Raw genomic sequence first — 21,556 nt, forward strand, 5'->3', positions numbered from 1 at the left:
CGCAGGAGCCAGACTGGCAATCCCTGTCACCGGCTTGTCCGCTGCGAGCCTCGATGCAGAATCTGCTGTTGACGAAAGATCGGGGGATTCGCCAGGGCGCTACCAGGTATCCGTTTGCGCAACCGGTCTTTCGCCTCATCGACACCGGCGTCCAACACAAGATCGAATAGCTTTTTCAGGGCTGAACCCAAAACAATGACCCCCGCCGTGATCGTCGGATGGTCCTCAGCGAATTCACTTATCCTGTCGATGCCGGCACCGGCAACGCTCAGCACTTCAGGAGAGGGCGCCACCGCCTGGGCGCTGGCGATAGCCAAGCGCTCGTTTCGAGCAGTCTGAGCATTCCACTGTCCTTGCGGGGAATTGGAGCGTGCCAGTGCAGACTGGCGCACCGAACTCCGCTCACCGATCACCGAAGTCGCGTACTGACTTTTGTCCTTTACTTGCGAAAGGGCCTCGTTGACATCGCCCGGATTCTGCGCCAACAACTGCACCGCATTGGCGCTGTCAGCAAACAGGGTTCGCGCCAGCGTGGCGCGTTGTTCGACAGGTTTTGCGTGCAGCGCGGCAAGCACCGAGAGCAGCGCACCCTGGGCATTCTGCTTGTCGGGGTCATGCATTGCAGCGGTCACGGCAGCAGGATCAAGTCCCAACTGCTTCCAGGCGCCACGCTCGGCGGCGGAGACGCTGTCACCTTTGCCCAGGGCAGCTGAAAGGCTCTTCAACGCCTGCCCGGCATCGTCTTTGCCCGTTCCGCTGCGGAGCAAGGCTGCCGACAGCGCTGCGGCCTGCTCGGGCTGCAAGCCTGCAGTGAGCGCCGCCTCGCCTGATTGCTTGAGTACGGCGCCGATGTCGGCGGACTTGACGCCACCCGGCATTTTGCCGAGCAGGTGTGTCGCATCCGCGAGGTCAAACGCCTGATCGCGAGTGAGCTTCATCGAGGTGCGCCACACCGTCATCATCTCGGCGACTTCCATCGCTGGGATTTTGAGTGCCGACGCTACGACCGCAGCGTCGCTGGCGAAGTTGAGCAGCTCAAAAGACTTGTCCGACGCGTTGGTCAGCTCATTGCCAATTCCTGAGTCGGCGGCCAGCGTTGCAACCTTGATCAGTTCGATACCGCTGGTGCCTCCCGCCGCCACCATCGGCTTACTGGCCATGATCAAGCTCGACAGTGCGATTTCGTTGGCCTGCACTGGCGTCAATTGTGCCGCGCTACCCAGATCGGCCGCCGCCGAATAAAAGTCAATCGCCGGCCTCACACTTTCTGGTGCCTTGGTCCGCTCGGCGGCCTCATCCGGCGCTGCCGACGCGCTGGTGGCTTCACCGTTTGCGGTGGAACTCAACGAGAGCATCCGCAAGTTGGACAATGCCAATCGCAATGAATCGATCGCTGTCGTCAACGCATCGATCCTGATACTTGCGGTGACGAGCGCCTGACTCAGCTGGGGATATTGATCGCCGATGATCGGTCCGGGGCCGGGGTTTGCCGCAGCCATGTTCAAGCGGATATCACCGGTTGCTGCGCCCCCCGCTCATCGGCATTCATTGGCGCAAATTTGCTTTCTGCCATGCCGCTCTACTCCTGTTTCACGCCAAGGCGAGTGATCGCTATGTCGTAGCGGCGCAACGCCTTTTCGGCGTCCCATTCCAGAATCTCCGCTTCACTTACCGGGTAAATGAGCGGGACGATATCGAGGATTACTTCGATGTCGCGTTCCGAAAGTAGGCCGCCGGCTGGTTTAAAAAATCGTCGATGCGCACCTGCAATTGCGTCCAGTCGGGGACGGTCAGGTGGGCCAGATCGGGGATCATCAGGCCGGTGCAGTGGGCGGTGATGAATTCGGCGCGTTCCTTGGCCGTCTTCAGTTTCTTCATCACTTTGGTGGCGCGCAGCACGGGCATTTCCAGGCTCAGCGAGTCGACGGTGCGGCCGGTGACGGCGAGCGGTTGCAACAGTTGAATCTCGTCTGGATCGACAGAGGTTTTCCCGTCTTCCACCTGTTCGAGAAAGTCCGAACTCGGCCGGGTCGACATCTCATGGACGTACTGGGCGATGCTCACGTAGTCCGGGCGTTTGAGCTGATCGAGTTCCTTGACCGACAGGCCGGTGGCGAGCAGCGCCAGCTCGAAGAACTGATCGTCTTCGTCATCGCCGGCGCGTTCCAGCGCATCTTTTTGTGCGGCGTAGAACAGCGGTTTGAGCTGGATCGTTGCGATCTGCGAGCCATCGTCACCGGTGATCGGCGACAGCAGTTCGTGTTGGGGTGGCATCCACGGCATGTATGAATTCCTTGGTGATTCGTTTAGATCCACTGTGGGAGCGAGCCTGCTCGCGAAGGCTTTGGCACATTCGAAATTGATGTAACTGAACGACCGCTTTCGCGAGCAGGCTCGCTCCCACAGGGTTTTGTGATTTGCCGGTAAACCGGGGTTTACGGCATCAACACCGCACGCCGTGCATCACCGAGGATGTCGACGCCGTTGAGCACGAACTTCTGCGTGCGCACGTCGATGTCGATCACCGGCACGCCGTTTTCAAGGCGGTTGTAGGTGCGGCAGGACAGTTCCAGATTGGTCTTGGGCTTCTCGCCCATTTTCACTGCGGTTTCCTCAAGGGATTTCAACTGGCCGCCGACGGTGTGGTAGGTGAACCAGGTATTGCCGTCCTGATCCTGACCGGCTTCACGCACGTTCAGCAGAATGTCGTCGCCGAGCTTCACGCCCAGCGCCAGCAGTACTTCGGCGCCGAGGCCTTGCAGGGTCAGCTTGGCGCCGAGCGCTTTGCCGCCCTTGGCCATTTCTTCGACGATAAAGCGCCCGCCGCGCATCTCTTCCATGTCGAATTCGATTTTCGGCGGGGTGAATTCCTCAACGGTCGCCGACAACGGCAGGCCTTGCAGGGTGGCCGCGATGGCCTGTCTTACGCGGTTGGTAAACATTAGAGAACGTCCTCCAGGAACTGCTCGATGATTTCATCGCGGGCGTTGAGTTGATAAACCATGTGTTCGTTCGGCGCGTAGCGGCCGTAGTCGATGACCACGTACCAGGTGCCGTTCTTGTACTTCTCGACGCTGTTGAGTTCCGGGTGCAGATACACGCTGCCGCCGGGAATGGTTTCATCGGCAACCAGGGTCTGCAGCCAGTCGTTGATGCGCTTGACCTCCTGATCCATGAAGGATTTGGTGAGGTTCTTGGCCATGGCTTTCTGGCCGGCCTTGACCAGCTTGCGGCTGATCGCATCCTCGAGGCCGACGTAGCTGATGAACTTGCCGGTGATCGAGCGGTTACCCAGCAGCGAGAAGCCGCCAAGCACGGTGCGGGCGTAGTAGCTGACGCCGTAACGGTTGAGCAGATCGCCTTCGGTGGACGTGTCGAGAATGTTGTACTCGACGACCCGCGAAACGTCTTCGGCGAAAGTCACCTGGTTGCCCGGGCTCTCCCATTGCTTGACCTTGGCCAGCGCGGCAATCGCCAGACTGGAGGGCGACAGGAAGACGTTTTTCTTCGCCGCTTTCGAATACACGGCGGGCATGTTGTGCACCACCAGGCAACGGTCGAAACCGAGTTCGGCGCCGCCGAGTTCCTGGCTGTACAGGACCTGATCGGCCACCGAGACATCCTTGCCGTCCAGCACTACACGGGCCTTGATACGCTTGCCGAACGCGGCGAACTCACCGGCCACCGCTTTGCTGCCGGTAAAGCCCGGCGCGCCGATGATGGTCAGGTCTTCCGGGACACTGCCCAGCGCCGCCAGACCCAGCTTGCGACCAGTCGCCGGCTCGACACCGCCGATCACATTGTTGACCGTGTCGGCCGGCGTCGCGCCTGCTTCGACGATGACTACGTACACCGGCACCTTGACCACTTTGAGGATCTGGTAAACCGCGTGGTACAGCGTGCCCTCTTCCGAACCGGTCGGATCGAGCAACGCGTGAGTGGTGAAGCTGTTGATGCGGAACGGCGCGTTACGCGGAATCAGCGGATCGGCTTTCGGCGCGGTGCCGACCAGACCGATGACGTTGTCACCCAGGCCACCCATGGCCTCGGGGGATTCGGTGGCATTGACGGTAATGCCGTTGTGCTCGAAGTTCAGAACCTCAGCCATGTTCAGTCAGCCTTCTTGGCAGCGGCCTTTTTGGCCTGGGTGATAGGGGTTTTCGGCTCAAGTCGCCCGGCAAAGTGCAAGGCACTGGCCTCGACATCGAGCAGATCGAGTTCTTGACCAACGCTCGACCAATGCCCACCGCCGGTGGGGAATGGGACGAGCACGGTGTAGGTTTGGCGGGTTGCCATTTTTCGTTTCTCCATAAACGGGAAAGCCCCTCGGGAGGGAGGGGCTTTGGCGGGTGTTGAGGTGTTTGAGGGGTTAAGAAAACGCCCCGGAATTCGGGGCGTTTATTCGATCTGTTTGGCGATCCATTCAGGTTTGACCGGACGCGCTTGCGTCAACGGAAAATCCGACGATTGTGGCCAGTCTCGCAATTGCCGAATGTAGTTCAGCAACTCATTGAACTGGTCAGCCGTCAGGGTGGACGACTGATTCAGATCAAGTTGGTCGCGGTGACGTTCACGCAGCCACAGGATCGCGCTGATCTGCTCGTCTCGCCAACCGCGTTCTTGCTCGGCTCTCTCGACTGGCGTTAACGCGGGAATATCAATCAGAATTGGCAGCCCTTTTTGATCATGGCCGCAAACCTTGCCCAACGGCCGGTTGGCAAAAACTTCCAGGTAACGATCTTCCGTAATCGGAACTACGTCATCAGGCATTTTGCTGTGCAGGCTGTCCAGATAAGTACTGCCGGTTGCCTTACTGTAATAACGCATGTCATGCACCTATTGCGATATAACGAAAGTTCGTCGTTGCGACATTTCCGTAAGCTGTGAAAGACGTCAGGGTTATCGCCGTTGCTCCCAGCGAATGGGCACCGCTTCCCGCATCTGTCGCCACCATCTGGTAAACCTGTGAACGAAACGCAGTCGGATAATTAAAGGTCTGCGTTGTTCCCTGGATGGAGGCTTGGCCCCATTGCAACATGAGACCTCCCAGCCACGACGGGAACACAATGTATCCATTGGGCGCGAGACTGGCCTCGAAGCCAAAACGCAGCTTCTTCGGCGTAACAATGACACTGTCATCCGAGCTCGAATTTACTTGGCTTTGGGTGGCAACTTTCGCTGTGCCTTGATTGATTTCAGAGGCTTGTTGTGCCAGAGCTGAGAACGCAGCGATATCAATGTTTCCCTGATTGATCGGTGCGTTCCAGGCTTTGATGCACCACATGACAGCCAAGTTGCGCGGACGGACGGTTTTCCAGTACGAGCCAGTGAAGCTGCCGACTGTTGCGCCTGTGGTTGTGTAGTAAATATCGCCTTTGAAGTCCGGCGCGGGGTCAGCGTCAATCGCATTGGAGTTGCCAATCCCTTGAACGGCCGGAGCATCTCCATTGTCGCCTTGAGTTTTTGTACCAGCCTGATAGCTGCCAATGTTCCGTCCCTGGTCTATTCCACGCGCATGATCCCACCCGCGGAGAAACTCACCGCGTGAGTCTGGCAAACGGAAATTGCCCGCGCCCTCATCACCCCTCAAGTAGGTAGAGCCCAGGTAAACCGCCAGATCCGGATAGGTCGCAGAGCTTTGCACACTCCCATCTAGTTCCAGAAATCCGGGAGGCACAATTCCCGTAGGGAAAGCCATGACCGCACCAACTGGTACTGCAGCGCCAAGACGGGAAACCTCTTTTACGAGGGCCGCTACGTCAATGTTTCCTTGGTTGACCGGAGCGTTCCAGGCTTTGATACACCACATGACGGCAAGGTTGCGAGGGCGGTTTTCTGACGCTGTTCGCGCTTGCCGAGCGTTGTCGAAATCTATAGAAGTGTAAGCGTCCGTAGCAGGATTCACTCCCTTTGACACGCCGGATTTTGATCCACCATAAACGCCGTTAAGTATTTGCCCCATGCCCGTAGAATCTGCGGCGGAAATCGCACCGGTCAGCCGCTGCATCGCGTCTAGCTGAGGCGTACCGACCTGCCGTCCGGCGTCGACGCCCCGCCCATGATCCCAACCGCGCAAAAACTCCCCACGCGCCTCCGGCAGCCGGAAGTTACCAACCCCCTCATCCCCCTTGTTGAACTTGCCACCCAGATAAGCACTCAAGTCCGGATAAGTCGCACTGCTCTTGACGCTGTTATCCAGCTCCAGAAAGCCCGGCGGCGGCGCATCAACCGGAAACGCCACAATCGATCCAACTGGCAACGCGGAAGCCTTGGCGATCAACGCCTCAACTTCAGCCTTGGTGTACGAATCCTTGATGCCAAACCCAGCCAGCGTTTCCGGATTGGCCCCAGCCGTCGCGCGACCATATTCATCAACAGTCAGGCTCTTGTAAGTTCCCGCAGCAATCCCGGTGCGCCCTGCGAGCATCTTGAATGTCAGCGCGGTCGTGCCAAGCGTGATCGGTGCATTGGTGGTCAGGTGCCACAGCGAATCTCCATTCGCTACGCCCTCCTCCACCATGACCGTCAGGCCCGGTGTGACCTTGGCGCTGCTATTGGCATCCGTTGCCCGCACCCAGTCGCCATTGGCAACGATCCACAAGCCGTTGTCCTTGGCCAGCGTCTGGCTCGGCAGCAACACACGATCGCCGGCGATCACTGCCACACCATCAATCTGCTGCGCGCTGTTCATCACGACATTGCCAGTCGCCGCAACGCGCACCGACTGCTTGCCATCAAGTTTGCCGAGTTCTTCAGCCAGATAACTCATGACCCACGCACGAGTAGCCTTGACCACCGTGTCATCAATCAACAAGGTCACCAGCGACGCATTGCTGGTCTCGAAAATCGAGCGGATATAAAACTCTTTACCTGAACCCGACGTCGCTAGCACCGGTTTGAACGACTCCGGGTATTTGACGATAGCGTAGAGAATGCCGGTGTCGGTCCACAGCCCGGCTTCACGCACATACCAGCCGCCGACGTCCGGCGGGATAGTGACTTCGGCGAGCAGCCAGCTCGGGTTTTTCTCATCCTGGAACAGTGCGTTGAGCGGTCCGCGCCAGACTTCGCGTTTCAGCGCGGTCGCGGTGGCAGCCGGGTTGTAGACCGCGCCGCCGCCGTCGCCGACCGAAATCTGCGTCAACTTGATCGGCACACCCGCAGCCTTGCACGCCGTTTCGTAGGCAATCCCTGCGTTGGTGAGCAGGGTGTAATAGTCAGCCATTCAGGCCCCCTGAGGATAAATAGTGGATGTTTCGACGGTGTACATGCCGGCAGCCATGAACGCCTCGCCAGAGGTTTCGAGCCCTTCGATGAACACCGGATAAACCGTGGTCAGTTCGCCGCAAAACGTCGCAGCACCAATGACGTGACTGCCGAATGCGCTCAAACCCACCGACACGGAGAGAACGTCCCTCTCGCTTTTCGCATCGGCCAGACGGCGGTCGAGACGTGTATCGATTTCTTCGCTGTAGGGTTGGTCGCTGAAGGCACGCACGGAAAAGCTGTACGGCGCGCCGGGCGGTGTCTGTTCGTACCAGGCGCGGATCTCGGGTCTTAATTGCAAACCCTTGGCGGCGTTTTCCAGCGCCTTGCGAGTGCCGGCCTGACGCGCGGTGGGCCAGGCCAGTTCGACGGTCAGGCGTTTTTCCGCCTCCGGTGCGGCGCTGCTCCATTCGGCAACACCGCGATCCGCCGCCAGATACGGCAGAAAGGCAACCGGGGTTTCTGCGGGGTTCATCAGTTCCGGGAACGGCGGCGCGATGCGATCGAGCAAGGCGTCGAAGCCCAGATCCAGTCCGCGTTCGAGGGCCGAGCTGTTGGCCGGAAGCAAGGTTGGCCGCTGAGTTTTTTCAGTCATAGCGTCAGCACCTCGACTTCAACCGCTGTGCAATACGGCGCCTGAAACGCGGTGGTCACGATCGGCGTCAGCGGTTCGAGAATCTGCAGTTGCACGGCGCCGGCGCTGTGCAGCGTGTAGTCGATCCAGCTCGGATCGACCCGGCCTTCGAGGCGATGGCAACTGTCGGCATACGCTTGCAATTGTGCTTGCGCCGCGACCCTGGTCAGGCCCGAATCAGGGCCGGAATTGATCTTGGCAATTACGCGGATTTTGTAGCGCTGGATCTCGGCAGCCTTGACGGTAACGAGGTCGGTTTCCGGGCGCACGTCTGGACGAGCAAAGTGCTGACGGACGCCCTCGAGCAATGCTTCGGAAGGCGTGCCATCGCCGTCTCGAGAAAGCACGGTGACTTGCACTTCGCCCGGCGCAGTGCGACGCCCGTTGCCATCCTTGACCTGCGCGGCGAGGCCGTCGGGATCGAAGGTGTAGGTGACGTTTACCACGCCGGAATCAGTGGACTCAACCTGCACCGTGGGCCGCTCGCCGAGGGTGAACACCTCGCGGCGATACTGCATCCGCGAACCCGCCGCCGGTGCATGAGGTGCCAGGTAATAACGCAACCGAGCGTCGTCATCACTTTCATAAATCGCCGGCACTGGCGGGAATGCCGCCGGGTCGCCGGGATCGAGCAGTTGCCGCTCAAGCCCCATGTCGGCCAGCCGCGCATCGAGATTGCTGCCGGTCGCCCACCATGCCAGCATCTGTTTGATGCATGCGTTGTATTTGCGCTCATGGGTTTGCAGACGCACGCAGAACGCTTCTAGCGCGAGGGTCAGCAATTCGCTTTCGTTTTCCAGGCTCACCTTGAGTTTCACGGCGCTGGTCGGCGAACGAGCCCCCACGTATTCGACGACGAAGGCTTTGAACTCGTTGAGTAAATCTTCGAACGCTTCAACCGTGATCAGCGCGGGTTCGGCCAGTTGGTTCTGGCCGGGGATCAGCATGCTCATGTCACCACCTCGAAGGTTTGTTGGCGGTTTTTCCAGGTGCCGGCGAAGCGCAGCAGCAGGCCGTCGCCGTGACGACTGGCGACAATTACTTGCGGCTGAAAATCGTCGATGCCGTTTTGCGAGTTGTAGAACGCTTGGGCGGCGTGGCTCTGTGCCAGAAGCAGAATGTCGTCACCGAGGTTCTGCCCGAGGAGAGTGGGAATCAGCGAACCGTACAAGGGCCGTTTTTGCCGAGTGCCCAGCGGTGTGGTCAGGGCTCGGGTCGCGCGCTGCACGAATTGCAGCCAGTCGTCGACCGTGGCCCCGCTGTCTCTATCGATTCCGATCATGGGAGGCTCTTGAATCAGGGGCTGATGACGCGGCCCTGGTGGTCGACCAAGGGGCCGCTGAAGTGCACGCCAGAGGCGTCGATACTCAGGCCGACGGCGCCCAGTTGCAGGGTGATCAGTTGTGGCGTCATGGCCAGACGTGCAGGGCCGATGCTCAGTTCGAGCGACTCGCGAGACCCTTGGAATTGCGTTGGGCCGTTGAGCCAGTGCAAGGCGTGGCTGGCGTCGTCGTAACCGCTTTCGCTGCCGTCCTGATGTACCCGACGGGTCAGCGTCGGCACAGTCGAGGCCGGGGGAAACGGTCACTGTTCAATCCGAACAACGCGACACTCTGCGCACCGCTTTCACCGCTGCCATAGTTGAACAGCAGGCACTGCTCGCCCACCGTCGGGATGCGCGATTCACTTTGCGCACCAGCGCTGGGGTTGAAGAACTTGATCGCTGGGGTGAGCAATCCACCATGGCTGACTTGGCAGGTATTGCTCGCCGCATCAACTGACTGGCAGATACCAATGCGACAGAAACTCTCGGCGCGGCGGTGCAAGTCTTCGATTTCCGCTTCCATTTCCGCCAGACGCTCAATGATCGGGCCGAGTTGCATGCGCAGTAATGCATCGAACATCGGTCAGCCCTCCAGCGCGGTGTACTGGTCCGGGTCGTCGATGTTGCTGACTTCCCAGGTGAGAGCGAATTTCGGCATGCCCAGCGGATCGTCGAGCAAGGTCGGGCCGAGGTAGAGTGTCTGGTTGAACGCCAGGGTCCAGGTTTTGTATTGCTGATCGCCACGGATGAGCAATGACGGCAAGCCATCGATATTCATCGGTAGATCGCATTGATCGCCGGGCAATCCCCAGCGGTTGTCGGTGATCAGGTTTTTCAGCACGGCGATCAGATCGCACGCTGCAAATGCACTGGCGGCAAGGGCCGGGATGACTTGCAGAGAGACCGTCATGACATGAGCAATTCGCCCGTCAGCGGCGCGCACCCCGGGTCCATTGCGGTCGAAGTCGATCAGCACCCAGGCCTGATCGCCCGGTGCAGTGAAATCATCATGGTTGCCGACGGTGAGGTTGAGGCCGGCGGTGTTGCGCAGTGACGTCGCGATGGCTGTAAACAGTTGCGACGGCTGCTGGATCGGTGTGGGCATACATGACCTCCTTTTCAATCGTCCACGCGCAGCCCTGCCGCCAACATGGCGGCACGGAAAATATTCAGGGTTAAGGGAGGTCGCGCGGCGGCACTTCGCAGACGCCGATACGCTTGGCCGCCCAGCGTTCGTAAAGGCCTATGGCGACATCAGCGCCGGCCATCGCCGTCAGGCAGCCAAAAGCGCCAGCGGCCCAGATCGACATGCCGGCGGCATACAGCAGCATGATCGCCGACACGCCGCAGATCATGCAGGCACCGGAACGTAAGGCCAGACGCCTTACCAACGACCAGCCACGGGCGCCCTCCTTGTCGGCGCGCCACATTTCGCCGGACACCCCGCCAACGACGGCAAGGAGGATGACCAGCCAGATCGGCATGTCCGCCAACGCTTGTTGCTCGTTTGTCATGTCACGCCTCCGTGGGTGATTGATGAGTGATGGGTTGGGTTCAAACGGTTTCTCTTGAGGCAGGCATTCCAAAAGCCCGGCGGGGCCAGGCTTTTCAGCAATGCTCTTTCGCGATCAAGCGTTGCAAAGCGCAGCGATCAGAATGGCGCGATCGGCCAGATGACTTCGGGAAAGGTGTTCTGCCGCAGACGTCGAGGTAATACTGTTTGATGGCACGCAATTGCGACCACTCTTCTGGAGTGGCGACTGCCAGGTCCACTTTGTACTGCAGTGGGTTGAACTTCAGGAACTGCTCGACTTTGTCAAAGCGTTGTTGCAGGCGGCCTTGGACGACACGGTCCATTTCATCGGGTTCGAGAGGCAAAAAAGTCTCGCCGTAAGGGCCTGGTTGCAATTTGTATCCCGGCTGTGCGGTGGTGTCACCGGTGACATTACGCCACACTGAGTAAGGTTCATTGGCAGGGATTGCAGGCGGCTCTCCCTCAGTGTCCAGCACCTGAAGAACGACAATGGTGTTACTAGGCGAAATAGTCAGGACATAACGGTTCATCTCAATTTCCTTTTTGACGGGTTTCAGCCAGTGCTGCTGATTTAGCTTCACACTTGGCCAGACAATGCTTGCCGCAACCGAGGCAGGCATTCCAAAAGCCCGGCGCTTGTACACCGGGCTTTTCAGTAATGCGCTCCTTCGCCTCCCTTCAAATCCTGTGTTCGAGAAGGAAGCTGACTTTTCGGCGCTACTGGCGCGGTACGAGTCCATTCAGATTGTTTTTCCGACCGCGGTCCCTGCCCGCCGGATAACTGCTTCTGGTGCTTTACGCTGCACACCCGGGTCAGTTGCCAACCCTCTGAACCGTTGAGGCCGGTTCATCGCTGCCTGTTCTTGTGGAACTAAAGAGCTTGTCTTGCCAGCCGCTTTGTCGAGCGGCTTGGTGGCAAGAATATGCATTGATGCATATACAGTCAATGCGTAAATGCATTTATTTATGCATTAAATTTGCGCATATGCATGAAACCCAAGCGGGCCGAGGGGTGGGGAGATTTCTGCAGGCGAAAAAAACCTGCCGGGGGGCAGGTTTCAGTTGAATCGAAAGGGGCTAGCGGGCGTACATGCCCCACCAGAAGACGTGACCAAGGATAACGATCTGCTCTTCCTGGATTTCCTGGAAGCTGTAGTCCTCGTCCGGATGCTCATCGCGATTGAAGCTGCGCAGACGGATACCGGTGGGCAAACGATAGAGTTGCTTCACGCGCAGCTGACCATTGTGATTGATCGCATACAGGTCGCCATCGATGATGTCGCCGATGCCGCACTTGCCGGCATTGACGCCGACGGTGGCGCCATCGCGCAGAACCGGCAACATGCTGTTGCCGCGTACTGTCACACACTTGGCCTGGTCGAACTGCACACCGTTGTGGCGCAGGCTGCGCTTGCCGAAGCGCAGGCTTGAGCGCTCGCTCTCTTCGATGACGAATCTTCCTGATCCAGCAGCCAATTCAACCTCACGTAGAAAGGGCACCGACACCTCGTCGTCATCGACAGGGGTGTCGTCGTCCCACAGGCTTATATCCTTGAGTTCCGCATGCACGTCAGCGCGCGTGCCGGCCGCCGTTGGCGCGACATCCGCGCGCCCGCGCAACTGATCGGTGCTGACGTTGAAATATTCAGCGATCTTCGAGATGTGTTTATCCGAAGGATCGACAATCTTCCCGCTGAGAATCCGCGAGAGCGTTGATTGAGGCACGCCGGTGCGACGGTGGAGCTCCGTGGGGGAGATCCCGTGCTGGTCGAGCAGTGCTCTTAAGACGGAGGAAACGTTGCGTTTTTGCATAACGCGCATAGTGCTTGAAGTTTTTCGCGAAGACAAATGCTGATTTGCATAAATCGTGCATAGATCAACTTTTCCCTGCCAATAAATGCTCACCCGACCGCAGCGCCTGCGTCGGGCAGACTGGCCATGGTAACCTTGCGCCCATCGCGGAAAAGCCCGGCCACTGCCCGCGCTTTGCCCTACATCTTTTAACGAGTTGCCCGACAATCCGATGAATAAAGCCGTCTCCGACCTGTCCTCCCACACTCCGATGATGCAGCAATACTGGCGCCTGAAGAATCAGCACCCTGACCAGCTGATGTTCTATCGCATGGGCGATTTTTACGAAATCTTCTACGAAGATGCGAAGAAAGCTGCCAAGTTGCTGGACATCACCCTGACCGCGCGCGGGCAGTCGGCGGGTCAGGCGATTCCGATGTGTGGGATTCCTTACCACGCGGCGGAAGGTTACCTGGCGAAACTGGTCAAGCTCGGCGAGTCGGTGGTGATTTGCGAGCAAGTCGGCGACCCGGCCACCAGCAAAGGCCCGGTGGAGCGCCAGGTCGTACGGATCATCACGCCGGGGACAGTCAGTGACGAGGCGCTGCTGGATGAACGCCGCGATAACCTGATCGCAGCGGTGTTGGGCGACGAGCGTCTATTCGGTCTGGCGGTGCTGGACATCACCAGCGGCAACTTCACCGTGCTCGAGATCAAAGGCTGGGAAAACCTGCTCGCCGAACTGGAGCGGGTCAACCCGGTGGAATTGCTGATTCCGGATGACTGGCCAAAAGACCTGCCGGCGGAAAAACGCCGTGGCGTACGCCGTCGCGCGCCGTGGGATTTCGAGCGTGATTCGGCGCTGAAAAGTCTCTGCCAGCAGTTTTCCACCCAAGACCTGAAAGGCTTCGGCTGCGAGAACCTGACCCTGGCCATTGGCGCTGCCGGTTGCCTTTTGGCCTACGCCAAGGAAACCCAGCGCACTGCCCTGCCCCATTTGCGTAGCCTGCGTCACGAACGTCTCGATGACACCGTGGTGCTCGACGGCGCCAGCCGGCGCAATCTGGAACTCGACACCAATCTGGCCGGCGGCCGCGATAACACCCTGCAATCGGTGGTCGATCGCTGCCAGACCGCCATGGGCAGCCGCTTGCTGACTCGTTGGCTGAACCGGCCGTTGCGCGATCTCACCGTGTTGCTGGCGCGTCAGACCTCGATCCGCTGCCTGCTCGACGGCTACCGCTTCGAAAAGCTGCAACCGCAGCTCAAGGAAATCGGCGATATCGAGCGGATTCTGGCGCGTATCGGTCTGCGCAATGCGCGACCACGTGACCTTGCGCGTCTGCGCGATGCACTCGGCGCACTGCCCGAACTGCAAGTGGCGATGACCGATCTGGAAGCGCCGCACCTGCAGCATCTGGCGGCTACCACCAGCACTTACCCGGAACTGGCGGCGCTGCTGGCAAAAGCCATTATCGACAACCCGCCTGCGGTGATCCGCGACGGCGGTGTGCTGAAAACCGGTTACGACAGTGAGCTCGACGAACTGCAATCGTTGAGCGAAAACGCCGGCCAGTTCCTCATCGATCTCGAAGCCCGGGAGAAAGCCCGTACTGGTCTGGCCAACCTCAAAGTCGGCTACAACCGTATCCACGGCTACTTCATCGAACTGCCGAGCAAGCAGGCCGAATCGGCGCCGGCCGACTACATCCGCCGGCAGACGCTCAAAGGCGCCGAGCGCTTCATCACACCTGAGCTGAAAGAATTCGAAGACAAGGCACTTTCCGCCAAGAGCCGCGCGCTGGCCCGGGAAAAAATGCTTTACGAGGCGCTGCTCGAAGACTTGATCAGCCAGCTGCCACCGCTGCAGGACACCGCCGGCGCCTTGGCCGAACTGGATGTGCTGAGCAACCTTGCCGAGCGTGCGCTGAATCTCGACCTCAATTGCCCGCGTTTCGTCAGCGAGCCGTGCATGCGCATCACCCAGGGTCGTCACCCTGTGGTCGAGCAAGTGCTGACCACGCCGTTCGTGGCCAACGATCTGAGCCTGGATGACAACACGCGCATGCTGGTCATCACCGGCCCGAACATGGGCGGTAAATCCACTTACATGCGGCAAACCGCGTTGATCGTGTTGCTAGCGCATATTGGCAGTTTCGTGCCGGCCGCCAGTTGCGAGTTGTCGCTGGTCGACCGCATCTTCACCCGTATCGGCTCAAGCGATGATCTGGCCGGCGGTCGCTCGACCTTCATGGTCGAGATGAGCGAAACCGCCAATATCCTGCATAACGCCACCGAGCGCAGTCTGGTGCTGATGGACGAAGTCGGGCGCGGTACCAGCACCTTTGACGGTCTGTCGCTGGCATGGGCGGCGGCCGAGCGCTTGGCCCATCTGCGTGCCTATACGCTGTTCGCTACGCACTACTTCGAACTGACCGTGTTGCCGGAAGCCGAGCCGTTGGTGGCCAACGTCCACCTCAACGCGACCGAGCACAACGAACGGATCGTGTTCCTGCACCACGTTCTGCCCGGGCCTGCCAGCCAGAGCTATGGCTTGGCGGTGGCACAACTGGCCGGCGTGCCGAGCGAGGTGATTCTGCGAGCGCGGGAGCATCTGAGTCGCCTGGAAGATACCGCCTTGCCCCACGAAGCGCCGAAACCGGCAGCCAAGGGCAAGCCGTCGACACCGCAGCAAAGCGATATGTTCGCCTCACTGCCACATCCGGTGCTCGATGAATTGGCCAAGGTCGATCTGGACGACATGACGCCACGTCGAGCGCTGGAAATGCTCTATGCACTGAAGAACCGGATATAAGCACTGAAGAAGCGGATATAACGCAATTCGCTTCAAGCTGTTAGAATCTCGCGCGGTTCGGGATGCTGCTGGCTCATAGCCTGGTCAGCAGGTATCGCTCCCGAACCTGGCGACCCCAACCGTGAAGGGGCAACGCTGCCGCCGCCTGAGGAGAAAATTAGAAATGACCTTCGTCGTCACCGACAACTGCATCAAGTGCAAGTACACCGACTGCGTAGAAGTCTGTCCGGTGGACTGCTTTTACGAAGGCCCGAACTTCCTGGTGATTCACCCGGACGAGTGCATCGACTGCGCGCTGTGTGAACCAGAATGCCCGGCTGTGGCGATCTTCTCGGAAGACGAGATCCCAAGCGGCATGGAAAACTTCATCGAGCTCAATGCCGAGCTGGCGGATATCTGGCCGAACATCACCGAGAAAAAAGAATCGCTGCCGGATGCCGAAGAGTGGGATGGCCAGCCGAACAAGATCAAACACCTCGAACGCTGATCTACCCCGCGCTCGACTGAAAGGCCCCTTGCGGGCCTTTTTGCTTTTGCAGATTCTGCTTTTCTGCAGACGAAAAAAGGGGCGGTATGACCCGCCCACATTTTTTCCCTATTCCCTGTATTCCTTTTCATCGTCCTGATGAATCGCCTCCTGCGATGTCCGTTCCCCTCTTCCGTGAAGGGCGTGTCTGTCCGTCGACACAGTTGAGATATTAGAGAGTTTCTGGAGACGAGCAATTGGCCCTCGGCGTACGCGCGCTCTGTCACAAGGACATAACATTTACGAAATAATTAATAAAATCAAAAGGTTGCTCACTGTAAGTGAGCGCGATCGCCTTCCACCGAAGTGTAAAAATAACGAACACTTACGACACAGTAAGCAAAGGCTTACAGCGCGAGACTACAAATTCAGAAATTGACGACCGCTTGTCTGGTGGCTGCCGAAAGCCCGATTTGCTGCACGCGAAAAACAAAAAAACCCCGACTGATCGAATCAGCCGGGGCTTTTGCGGGCGGAGGATAAGGCGCTTATTGAAACAGCGACTCGCTCGACAGGCCGTTCTTTTCAAGGATCTCGCGAAGGCGCTTGAGCCCTTCCACCTGAATCTGCCGTACCCGCTCGCGGGTCAGACCGATCTCCAGGCCGACATCTTCCAGCGTGCTGCTTTCGTGACCACGCAGGCCGAAGCGGCGAATCACCACCTCGCGCTGCTTGTCGGTCAGCTCCGACAGCCATTGATCGATGCTCTGCGACAGATCATCGTCCTGCAGCAGTTCGCACGGATCGGTCGGACGATCGTCAGTGAGTGTGTCCAGCAGGGTTTTATCCGAATCCGGACCCAGCGAGACGTCGACCGAAGAAACCCTTTCGTTGAGGCCGAGCATGCGCTTGACCTCCCCCACCGGTTTTTCCAGCAGGTTGGCGATTTCTTCGGGTGAAGGTTCGTGGTCGAGTTTTTGCGTCAGCTCCCGTGCGGCCCGCAGGTACACGTTGAGCTCCTTGACCACGTGAATCGGCAGCCGGATGGTCCGGGTCTGATTCATGATCGCGCGCTCGATGGTCTGACGGATCCACCAGGTTGCGTAGGTCGAGAAGCGGAAGCCGCGCTCCGGATCGAACTTTTCCACCGCGCGGATCAGGCCGAGGTTGCCCTCTTCGATCAGATCCAGCAGCGACAGCCCCCGATTGACGTAACGCCGGGCGATCTTGACGACCAGCCGCAGGTTACTTTCGATCATGCGCTTGCGCCCGGCAGGATCGCCACTTTGCGACAAGCGCGCAAAATGAACTTCTTCTTCCGGGGAGAGCAGAGGGGAAAAGCCGATTTCGTTGAGATACAGCTGCGTGGCATCAAGTGCCCGAGTGTAGTCGATGTATTTATGTTGTTTGAGTGTGGCGGAGTGTCTGGATTTGGAACGAACGGAAGGTGGAGCAGCCCCTTCATCATTCAACATCGAATCCGAATCGATGCCGGTCTCCATAAGGAGAACCTCATCGTCGATGTCAAACTCCGGCACTTCTTTACTGAGAGCCATTGTTATAGTCCTTTGGTGAGTTCGACCCCAAGCTCAAGCGACGCCTTTATCCTTGGCAACGCTGGAGCCTGTCCCCTCTACGCGACGGAACAGGCTGGCCTTCAAATCAACGTCTTGGCAGGAACTGCAGCGGATCCACTGGTTTACCTTGGCGGCGAATCTCAAAATGCAGTTTCACCCGGTCTGTACCCGTTGACCCCATTTCGGCAATTGTCTGTCCGACCTTGACCTGCTGCCCCTCCCGAACCAACAGCCTGCGGTTATGTCCGTAAGCACTGACGTAGGTTTCGCTGTGTTTGATGATGACCAATTCGCCGTAGCCCCTTAAGCCACTCCCGGCGTATACGACCGTCCCATCAGACGCAGCTAAAACAGGCTGTCCCAAATCTCCGGCGATATCAATTCCTTTATTCAAACTACCGTTTGAAGAGAATTTTCCAATCAGAACGCCATTAGATGGCCATCCCCAGCCGGTCGGGGCCGGGCCTGCCGGAGGCAGTGGAGCGGGTGCAGGTTTGCTCGCGACGGACGGTACAACCCCTTTGGAACCGGTGGTCGTAGTGGTTGTGGTGCCATTCGCCTGGCGCCGGATTACCGTGGTTTTACTCGACGAAGAAGGCGAGGAACTGGAGTTGCTCACCACCGCTGTCGGCGTTGAACCGCTGCGCCCGTCGAAGCGAATTGTCTGACCCGGATGGATCGTATACGGCGTAGGAATATTGTTCCGTGCGGCGAGGGTTTTGTAGTCCCAGCCGTAACGAAAGGCGATCGAAAACAAGGTATCGCCGGGACGGACTACATACTGCCCGGTGGTAACGGTAGGACGTTGCGCCACCGCATTGTTGCGATCAACAACGCGCACGTTGCTCGATTTGGTGCTGGAGCAACCGACCAGCAAGGTGCTCAAGACAAGGCCAGTCACCAGGCGCTGAAAGCTCGTGTTACCCATACGCTGCGCAATGACTGTGAGACTCACCCGCCGCTCCCTTTGTGGTGGCTGAAAAATTCTGAATGCCGCATTGCGGCATGAGGTGTCGCAAGTATAACGGGCCGAACCGGCTTTACCTTTAATGAAGCGAAATCACCGGACGCACACGTTTGCCAGGGGCAAGTACGCTGCGTTTAAACTCTGGCTGCCGGTGTAAGACCGGCGCCGTTGAAAGGAATTCAGCGCCTGCTCGCAAATGCTCAGGCCAGTGGCCCGTTGAGCAACGGCACGAAACGTACAGCGCCCAGAACGTGTCGGGAAAAGCCATGTTCTTCGCGCACGATCAGCATCAGTTGTTGCACTTCACCGGAGCCGACCGGAATCACCATGCGCCCACCGGGGGCCAGTTGATCCAGCAAAGCCTGCGGTACATCGGTGGCAACGGCGGTGACGATGATGCCGTTGTATGGTGCCAGCGCCGGCCAGCCTTCCCAGCCATCGCCCCAGCGAAACACCACGTTGCGCAGGTTCAGCTCGACCAGACGCTCCTTGGCGCGATCCTGCAGCACCTTGATGCGTTCGACCGAAAACACCCGTTCGACCAGTTGCGACAACACCGCCGTCTGGTAGCCGGAACCGGTGCCGATCTCCAACACTTTATCCAGCGGGCCGGCCTCCAGCAGCAGCTCGCTCATGCGCGCCACCATATAAGGCTGGGAAATGGTCTGGTTGTTGCCGATCGGCAGCGCGGTGTCTTCATAAGCGCGATGTGCCAGCGCCTCATCGACAAACAGATGACGCGGCGTGCGGCGGATCACTTCCAGCACCTTGGCGTTCGACACGCCTTCTTCATATAGACGCTGGATCAGGCGCTCGCGCGTACGTTGGGAGGTCATGCCTATGCCGCTGCGCAGGCGGTCGTCGTGTTCGCGCATCAGCTCAGCCCTCCCAGCCAGCCATCCAGACTTCTGAAGGCATCATTGAAGGTGCGATCGAGCTGCAACGGTGTGATGGACACATAACCCTGCATCACGGCATGAAAATCGGTGCCCGGGCCGCCATCCTCAGCGTCGCCGGCAGCGGCAATCCAGTAACCGGCCTTGCCGCGCGGGTCGACCACTTTCATCGGCGCCGCCGCGCGGGCGCGATGACCGAGGCGGGTCAACTGAATGCCACGGATGTGATCGATGGGCAGATTGGGAATGTTCACGTTGAGCACCGTGCGCGGCGGCAGATCCAGCCCGGCGTGGGCCTCGACCAGTTTGCGCGCAAAGTAGGCCGCAGTCGGCAGATTGTCCACCTGACGCGAGACCAGGGAGAAGGCAAACGATGGGCGCTCGAGAAATCGTCCTTCCAGCGCTGCCGCCACGGTTCCGGAATACAGCACGTCGTCGCCAAGATTGGCGCCCAGATTTATGCCGGATACCACCATGTCCGCTTCGCGCTCAAGCAAGCCGTTAAGGCCCAGGTGAATGCAATCGGTCGGTGTGCCGTTGAGGCTGATAAAGCCGTTCGCCAGGTATTGCGGGTGCAGCGGACGGTCGAGCGTCAGCGAACTGCTGGCGCCGCTTTTGTCCTGCTCCGGGGCGATAACCACGCATTCGGTGTAATCCGCCAGCGCAGCATAAAGCGCGGCGAGACCGGGCGCGGTTACCCCATCGTCGTTAGAAATCAGAATACGCATGGGCTGTCCGTCTGCCCCACCGGCACCAGATCAACGAGCTCGCGCACCAATACGGTGGCAAAGCATCCGGCCGGGAGGACGAATTCCAGTTGCAGAATGTCAGGTTGGGGATAATGCCACGTCAACCCGCCAATGGGCAGCCGCAGGATGCGACGTTCATGGCTCATGCCGGCGTGGATCAACCAGTCGCGCAGATCCGCTTCGCGGGCGGCGATCGCCTGCTCCAGTTCATGGACTGCGCCAGCGGTGGGCGAGTCACCTTCGCCCCACTGCGGACCGGTCGGGTGCAGGTCGAGAATCGCCAGACGCGGGTCGCTGCATTCGGCTTCGCCGGCGGGGAAAAAACTGCGGCTGTCGGTGAAGGCCAGCAGATCGCCGATCAGTGCGGTGTTCCAGGTGCCATCGGCGACACGCGCCGCGAGCACTTGGTTGAACAGATAGCTGCGCGCCGTCGACAGTAACCGCGATCGCACATTGCGCTGTTCCGGCAAAGCCTTGCGCGCCGCCCACGCCCGCGCATCGACAACGTTGCCGCCGTCATGGCCGAAGCGCTGGGCGCCGAAATAATTAGGGATGCCTTGTTTGGCGATCAGTTGCAGGCGCTGTTCAATCGCATTTTTGTCGCCATTGAATTGCGTCAGGCGCAGGGTGAAGCCATTGGCCGAATGCGCACCGCGTTGCAGCTTGCGCTTGTGGCGCGTGGTCTTGAGGATCTTCAGCGTGTCGTTTTCCGCCGCCGACAGATCCGGATCGGCCTTGCCCGGCAACTGCACGCTGAACCACTGTCGGGTCAGGGCCTGACGGTCCTTCAGCCCGGCATAGCTGACGGTACGCAACGGCACGCCGGCTGCCTTGGCGATACGCCGCGCCGCTTCTTCGGTATTGAGGCCGCGCTTTTCCACCCAGATCCACAGGTGTTCGCCGTCACCGCTGAACGGAATATCCAGCACTTCATCGACCTGGAAATCTTCGGCGATGGCTTTCAGTACCGCTGTGCCGAGGGGTTCGCCATAGGCCCGTGGGCCGAGTAATTGCAGTTCATTCATGCGCGCAGCAACAAGGCAACGGAGTGCACGGCGATGCCTTCTTCGCGACCGACGAAGCCAAGCTTTTCGGTGGTGGTAGCTTTGACGTTCACTTGATCCAACTCAACTTGAAGATCCGCCGCGATCAGCGCGCGCATCGATTCGATATGCGGCGCCATTTTTGGCGCCTGGGCAACAATGGTGTTGTCGACGTTGCCGACTTTCCAGCCCTTGGCGTGGATCAGACTGACCACATGACGCAACAGCACACGGCTGTCGGCGCCCTTGAATTGCGGATCGGTGTCCGGGAAGTGTTTACCGATATCACCCAGCGCCGCCGCGCCGAGCAAGGCATCGCTCAAGGCGTGCAGCAGGACGTCACCGTCGGAATGAGCGAGCAGCCCGAAGCTGTGTGCAATTTGCACGCCGCCCAGAGTAATGAAATCGCCTTCAGCGAAACGGTGCACATCGTAGCCGTGGCCAATACGCATAGAAAAAACGCCCCGATTTTTGTCAGGGCGTGATTCTACCTG

22 protein-coding genes and 1 pseudogene are annotated in these 21,556 nt (G+C 59.2%); 2 read left to right on the forward strand and 21 right to left on the reverse strand.

What is annotated here, in order from left to right; genetic code table 11:
* Positions 1 to 26: 26 nt before the first annotated feature.
* The 15 genes and pseudogenes from ACZZ0K_RS18205 to ACZZ0K_RS18275 form a co-directional block, all read right to left on the reverse strand.
* Complete coding sequence (locus ACZZ0K_RS18205; protein WP_463559783.1) at positions 27 to 1,499, reverse strand: phage tail tape measure protein; 1,473 nt, start codon at positions 1,497 to 1,499, stop codon at positions 27 to 29.
* Positions 1,500 to 1,701: 202 nt separating this feature from the next.
* A complete protein-coding gene (locus ACZZ0K_RS18210) occupies positions 1,702 to 2,283 on the reverse strand; it encodes a phage tail assembly protein (protein ID WP_258707676.1) in 582 nt (193 codons plus the stop codon).
* Between the two features lie 152 nt (positions 2,284 to 2,435).
* Complete coding sequence (locus ACZZ0K_RS18215) at positions 2,436 to 2,942, reverse strand: phage major tail tube protein (RefSeq protein ID WP_039762530.1); 507 nt, start codon at positions 2,940 to 2,942, stop codon at positions 2,436 to 2,438.
* Positions 2,942 to 4,108 (reverse strand): phage tail sheath protein, encoded by a 1,167-nt coding sequence (locus tag ACZZ0K_RS18220; RefSeq protein WP_110645911.1) that lies wholly within the window; start codon positions 4,106 to 4,108, stop codon positions 2,942 to 2,944. The genes ACZZ0K_RS18215 and ACZZ0K_RS18220 overlap by 1 nt, the downstream gene beginning before the upstream one ends.
* A 2-nt stretch (positions 4,109 to 4,110) precedes the next feature.
* Positions 4,111 to 4,296 carry a hypothetical protein gene (locus ACZZ0K_RS18225; RefSeq protein WP_039762525.1) on the reverse strand — a complete coding sequence of 62 codons (186 nt, stop codon included), beginning with the start codon at positions 4,294 to 4,296 and terminating at the stop codon, positions 4,111 to 4,113.
* A 102-nt stretch (positions 4,297 to 4,398) separates the two neighbouring features.
* Positions 4,399 to 4,827: a tail fiber assembly protein gene (locus ACZZ0K_RS18230; protein WP_073475999.1), complete on the reverse strand. Its 429-nt coding sequence runs from the start codon at positions 4,825 to 4,827 to the stop codon at positions 4,399 to 4,401.
* Between the two features lies 1 nt (position 4,828).
* A complete protein-coding gene (locus tag ACZZ0K_RS18235; RefSeq protein WP_258707675.1) occupies positions 4,829 to 7,225 on the reverse strand; it encodes a phage tail-collar fiber domain-containing protein in 2,397 nt (798 codons plus the stop codon).
* Positions 7,226 to 7,861, reverse strand: a complete 636-nt coding sequence (locus ACZZ0K_RS18240) for a phage tail protein I (RefSeq protein WP_258707674.1) — start codon at positions 7,859 to 7,861, stop codon at positions 7,226 to 7,228.
* The gene (locus ACZZ0K_RS18245; protein WP_258707673.1) at positions 7,858 to 8,853 is read right to left on the reverse strand and encodes a baseplate J/gp47 family protein; all 996 of its coding nucleotides are present in this window, start codon (positions 8,851 to 8,853) and stop codon (positions 7,858 to 7,860) included. Before ACZZ0K_RS18245 ends, ACZZ0K_RS18240 begins: the two co-directional genes overlap by 4 nt.
* Entirely contained in the window at positions 8,850 to 9,182 is a 333-nt protein-coding gene (locus ACZZ0K_RS18250; protein ID WP_130887793.1) for a phage baseplate protein, read from the reverse strand. Before ACZZ0K_RS18250 ends, ACZZ0K_RS18245 begins: the two co-directional genes overlap by 4 nt.
* A 14-nt stretch (positions 9,183 to 9,196) precedes the next feature.
* Positions 9,197 to 9,804 (reverse strand): annotated as a pseudogene (locus tag ACZZ0K_RS18255) (phage baseplate assembly protein V).
* A gap of 3 nt (positions 9,805 to 9,807) precedes the next feature.
* Complete coding sequence (locus tag ACZZ0K_RS18260; RefSeq protein ID WP_258707671.1) at positions 9,808 to 10,329, reverse strand: hypothetical protein; 522 nt, start codon at positions 10,327 to 10,329, stop codon at positions 9,808 to 9,810.
* Positions 10,330 to 10,399: 70 nt separating this feature from the next.
* Positions 10,400 to 10,738 (reverse strand): phage holin family protein, encoded by a 339-nt coding sequence (locus ACZZ0K_RS18265; protein WP_041478110.1) that lies wholly within the window; start codon positions 10,736 to 10,738, stop codon positions 10,400 to 10,402.
* A gap of 94 nt (positions 10,739 to 10,832) precedes the next feature.
* Positions 10,833 to 11,498: a hypothetical protein gene (locus tag ACZZ0K_RS18270; protein WP_463559248.1), complete on the reverse strand. Its 666-nt coding sequence runs from the start codon at positions 11,496 to 11,498 to the stop codon at positions 10,833 to 10,835.
* 337 nt (positions 11,499 to 11,835) lie between these two features.
* A complete protein-coding gene (locus ACZZ0K_RS18275) occupies positions 11,836 to 12,579 on the reverse strand; it encodes a LexA family transcriptional regulator (RefSeq protein ID WP_056783238.1) in 744 nt (247 codons plus the stop codon).
* Between the two features lie 202 nt (positions 12,580 to 12,781).
* Here ACZZ0K_RS18275 and mutS point away from each other — a divergent pair, with 202 nt between their 5' ends.
* Together mutS and fdxA are read left to right on the forward strand one after the other, a co-directional pair.
* Positions 12,782 to 15,364: a DNA mismatch repair protein MutS gene (gene mutS, locus ACZZ0K_RS18280; RefSeq protein WP_041478113.1), complete on the forward strand. Its 2,583-nt coding sequence runs from the start codon at positions 12,782 to 12,784 to the stop codon at positions 15,362 to 15,364.
* Between the two features lie 163 nt (positions 15,365 to 15,527).
* Positions 15,528 to 15,851 carry a ferredoxin FdxA gene (fdxA, locus tag ACZZ0K_RS18285; RefSeq protein ID WP_056783233.1) on the forward strand — a complete coding sequence of 108 codons (324 nt, stop codon included), beginning with the start codon at positions 15,528 to 15,530 and terminating at the stop codon, positions 15,849 to 15,851.
* 527 nt (positions 15,852 to 16,378) lie between these two features.
* Here the strand turns inward: fdxA and rpoS are convergent.
* The 6 genes from rpoS to ispF form a co-directional block, all read right to left on the reverse strand.
* The gene (gene rpoS / locus ACZZ0K_RS18290; RefSeq protein WP_016771451.1) at positions 16,379 to 17,386 is read right to left on the reverse strand and encodes an RNA polymerase sigma factor RpoS; all 1,008 of its coding nucleotides are present in this window, start codon (positions 17,384 to 17,386) and stop codon (positions 16,379 to 16,381) included.
* A 106-nt stretch (positions 17,387 to 17,492) separates the two neighbouring features.
* Positions 17,493 to 18,362 carry a peptidoglycan DD-metalloendopeptidase family protein gene (locus ACZZ0K_RS18295; protein ID WP_041478115.1) on the reverse strand — a complete coding sequence of 290 codons (870 nt, stop codon included), beginning with the start codon at positions 18,360 to 18,362 and terminating at the stop codon, positions 17,493 to 17,495.
* A 212-nt stretch (positions 18,363 to 18,574) separates the two neighbouring features.
* Positions 18,575 to 19,210, reverse strand: a complete 636-nt coding sequence (locus ACZZ0K_RS18300) for a protein-L-isoaspartate(D-aspartate) O-methyltransferase (protein WP_160768345.1) — start codon at positions 19,208 to 19,210, stop codon at positions 18,575 to 18,577.
* Between the two features lie 38 nt (positions 19,211 to 19,248).
* Complete coding sequence (gene surE, locus ACZZ0K_RS18305; protein ID WP_024011837.1) at positions 19,249 to 19,998, reverse strand: 5'/3'-nucleotidase SurE; 750 nt, start codon at positions 19,996 to 19,998, stop codon at positions 19,249 to 19,251.
* Positions 19,986 to 21,044, reverse strand: coding sequence for a tRNA pseudouridine(13) synthase TruD (truD, locus tag ACZZ0K_RS18310; protein ID WP_258707670.1), 1,059 nt, complete (start codon positions 21,042 to 21,044; stop codon positions 19,986 to 19,988). The genes surE and truD overlap by 13 nt, the downstream gene beginning before the upstream one ends.
* Positions 21,041 to 21,514, reverse strand: a complete 474-nt coding sequence (ispF, locus tag ACZZ0K_RS18315) for a 2-C-methyl-D-erythritol 2,4-cyclodiphosphate synthase (protein WP_016771456.1) — start codon at positions 21,512 to 21,514, stop codon at positions 21,041 to 21,043. The genes truD and ispF overlap by 4 nt, the downstream gene beginning before the upstream one ends.
* Positions 21,515 to 21,556 lie beyond the last annotated feature (42 nt).

This window comes from Pseudomonas sp. AC255, assembly GCF_979258175.1.

Coding starts and splice junctions, on each gene's coding strand:
- ACZZ0K_RS18205 (WP_463559783.1), bottom strand. CDS start 1,499: ATGGCTGCGGCAAACCCCGGCCCCGGACCGATCATCGGCGATCAATAT.
- ACZZ0K_RS18275 (WP_056783238.1), bottom strand. CDS start 12,579: ATGCGCGTTATGCAAAAACGCAACGTTTCCTCCGTCTTAAGAGCACTG.
- surE (WP_024011837.1), bottom strand. CDS start 19,998: ATGCGTATTCTGATTTCTAACGACGATGGGGTAACCGCGCCCGGTCTC.
- ACZZ0K_RS18250 (WP_130887793.1), bottom strand. CDS start 9,182: ATGATCGGAATCGATAGAGACAGCGGGGCCACGGTCGACGACTGGCTG.
- mutS (WP_041478113.1), top strand. CDS start 12,782: ATGAATAAAGCCGTCTCCGACCTGTCCTCCCACACTCCGATGATGCAG.
- ACZZ0K_RS18245 (WP_258707673.1), bottom strand. CDS start 8,853: ATGAGCATGCTGATCCCCGGCCAGAACCAACTGGCCGAACCCGCGCTG.
- ACZZ0K_RS18225 (WP_039762525.1), bottom strand. CDS start 4,296: ATGGCAACCCGCCAAACCTACACCGTGCTCGTCCCATTCCCCACCGGC.
- truD (WP_258707670.1), bottom strand. CDS start 21,044: ATGAATGAACTGCAATTACTCGGCCCACGGGCCTATGGCGAACCCCTC.
- ispF (WP_016771456.1), bottom strand. CDS start 21,514: ATGCGTATTGGCCACGGCTACGATGTGCACCGTTTCGCTGAAGGCGAT.
- ACZZ0K_RS18220 (WP_110645911.1), bottom strand. CDS start 4,108: ATGGCTGAGGTTCTGAACTTCGAGCACAACGGCATTACCGTCAATGCC.
- ACZZ0K_RS18265 (WP_041478110.1), bottom strand. CDS start 10,738: ATGACAAACGAGCAACAAGCGTTGGCGGACATGCCGATCTGGCTGGTC.
- ACZZ0K_RS18270 (WP_463559248.1), bottom strand. CDS start 11,498: ATGGACTCGTACCGCGCCAGTAGCGCCGAAAAGTCAGCTTCCTTCTCG.
- ACZZ0K_RS18240 (WP_258707674.1), bottom strand. CDS start 7,861: ATGACTGAAAAAACTCAGCGGCCAACCTTGCTTCCGGCCAACAGCTCG.
- rpoS (WP_016771451.1), bottom strand. CDS start 17,386: ATGGCTCTCAGTAAAGAAGTGCCGGAGTTTGACATCGACGATGAGGTT.
- ACZZ0K_RS18210 (WP_258707676.1), bottom strand. CDS start 2,283: ATGCCGTGGATGCCACCCCAACACGAACTGCTGTCGCCGATCACCGGT.
- fdxA (WP_056783233.1), top strand. CDS start 15,528: ATGACCTTCGTCGTCACCGACAACTGCATCAAGTGCAAGTACACCGAC.
- ACZZ0K_RS18215 (WP_039762530.1), bottom strand. CDS start 2,942: ATGTTTACCAACCGCGTAAGACAGGCCATCGCGGCCACCCTGCAAGGC.
- ACZZ0K_RS18235 (WP_258707675.1), bottom strand. CDS start 7,225: ATGGCTGACTATTACACCCTGCTCACCAACGCAGGGATTGCCTACGAA.
- ACZZ0K_RS18300 (WP_160768345.1), bottom strand. CDS start 19,210: ATGACCTCCCAACGTACGCGCGAGCGCCTGATCCAGCGTCTATATGAA.
- ACZZ0K_RS18260 (WP_258707671.1), bottom strand. CDS start 10,329: ATGCCCACACCGATCCAGCAGCCGTCGCAACTGTTTACAGCCATCGCG.
- ACZZ0K_RS18230 (WP_073475999.1), bottom strand. CDS start 4,827: ATGCGTTATTACAGTAAGGCAACCGGCAGTACTTATCTGGACAGCCTG.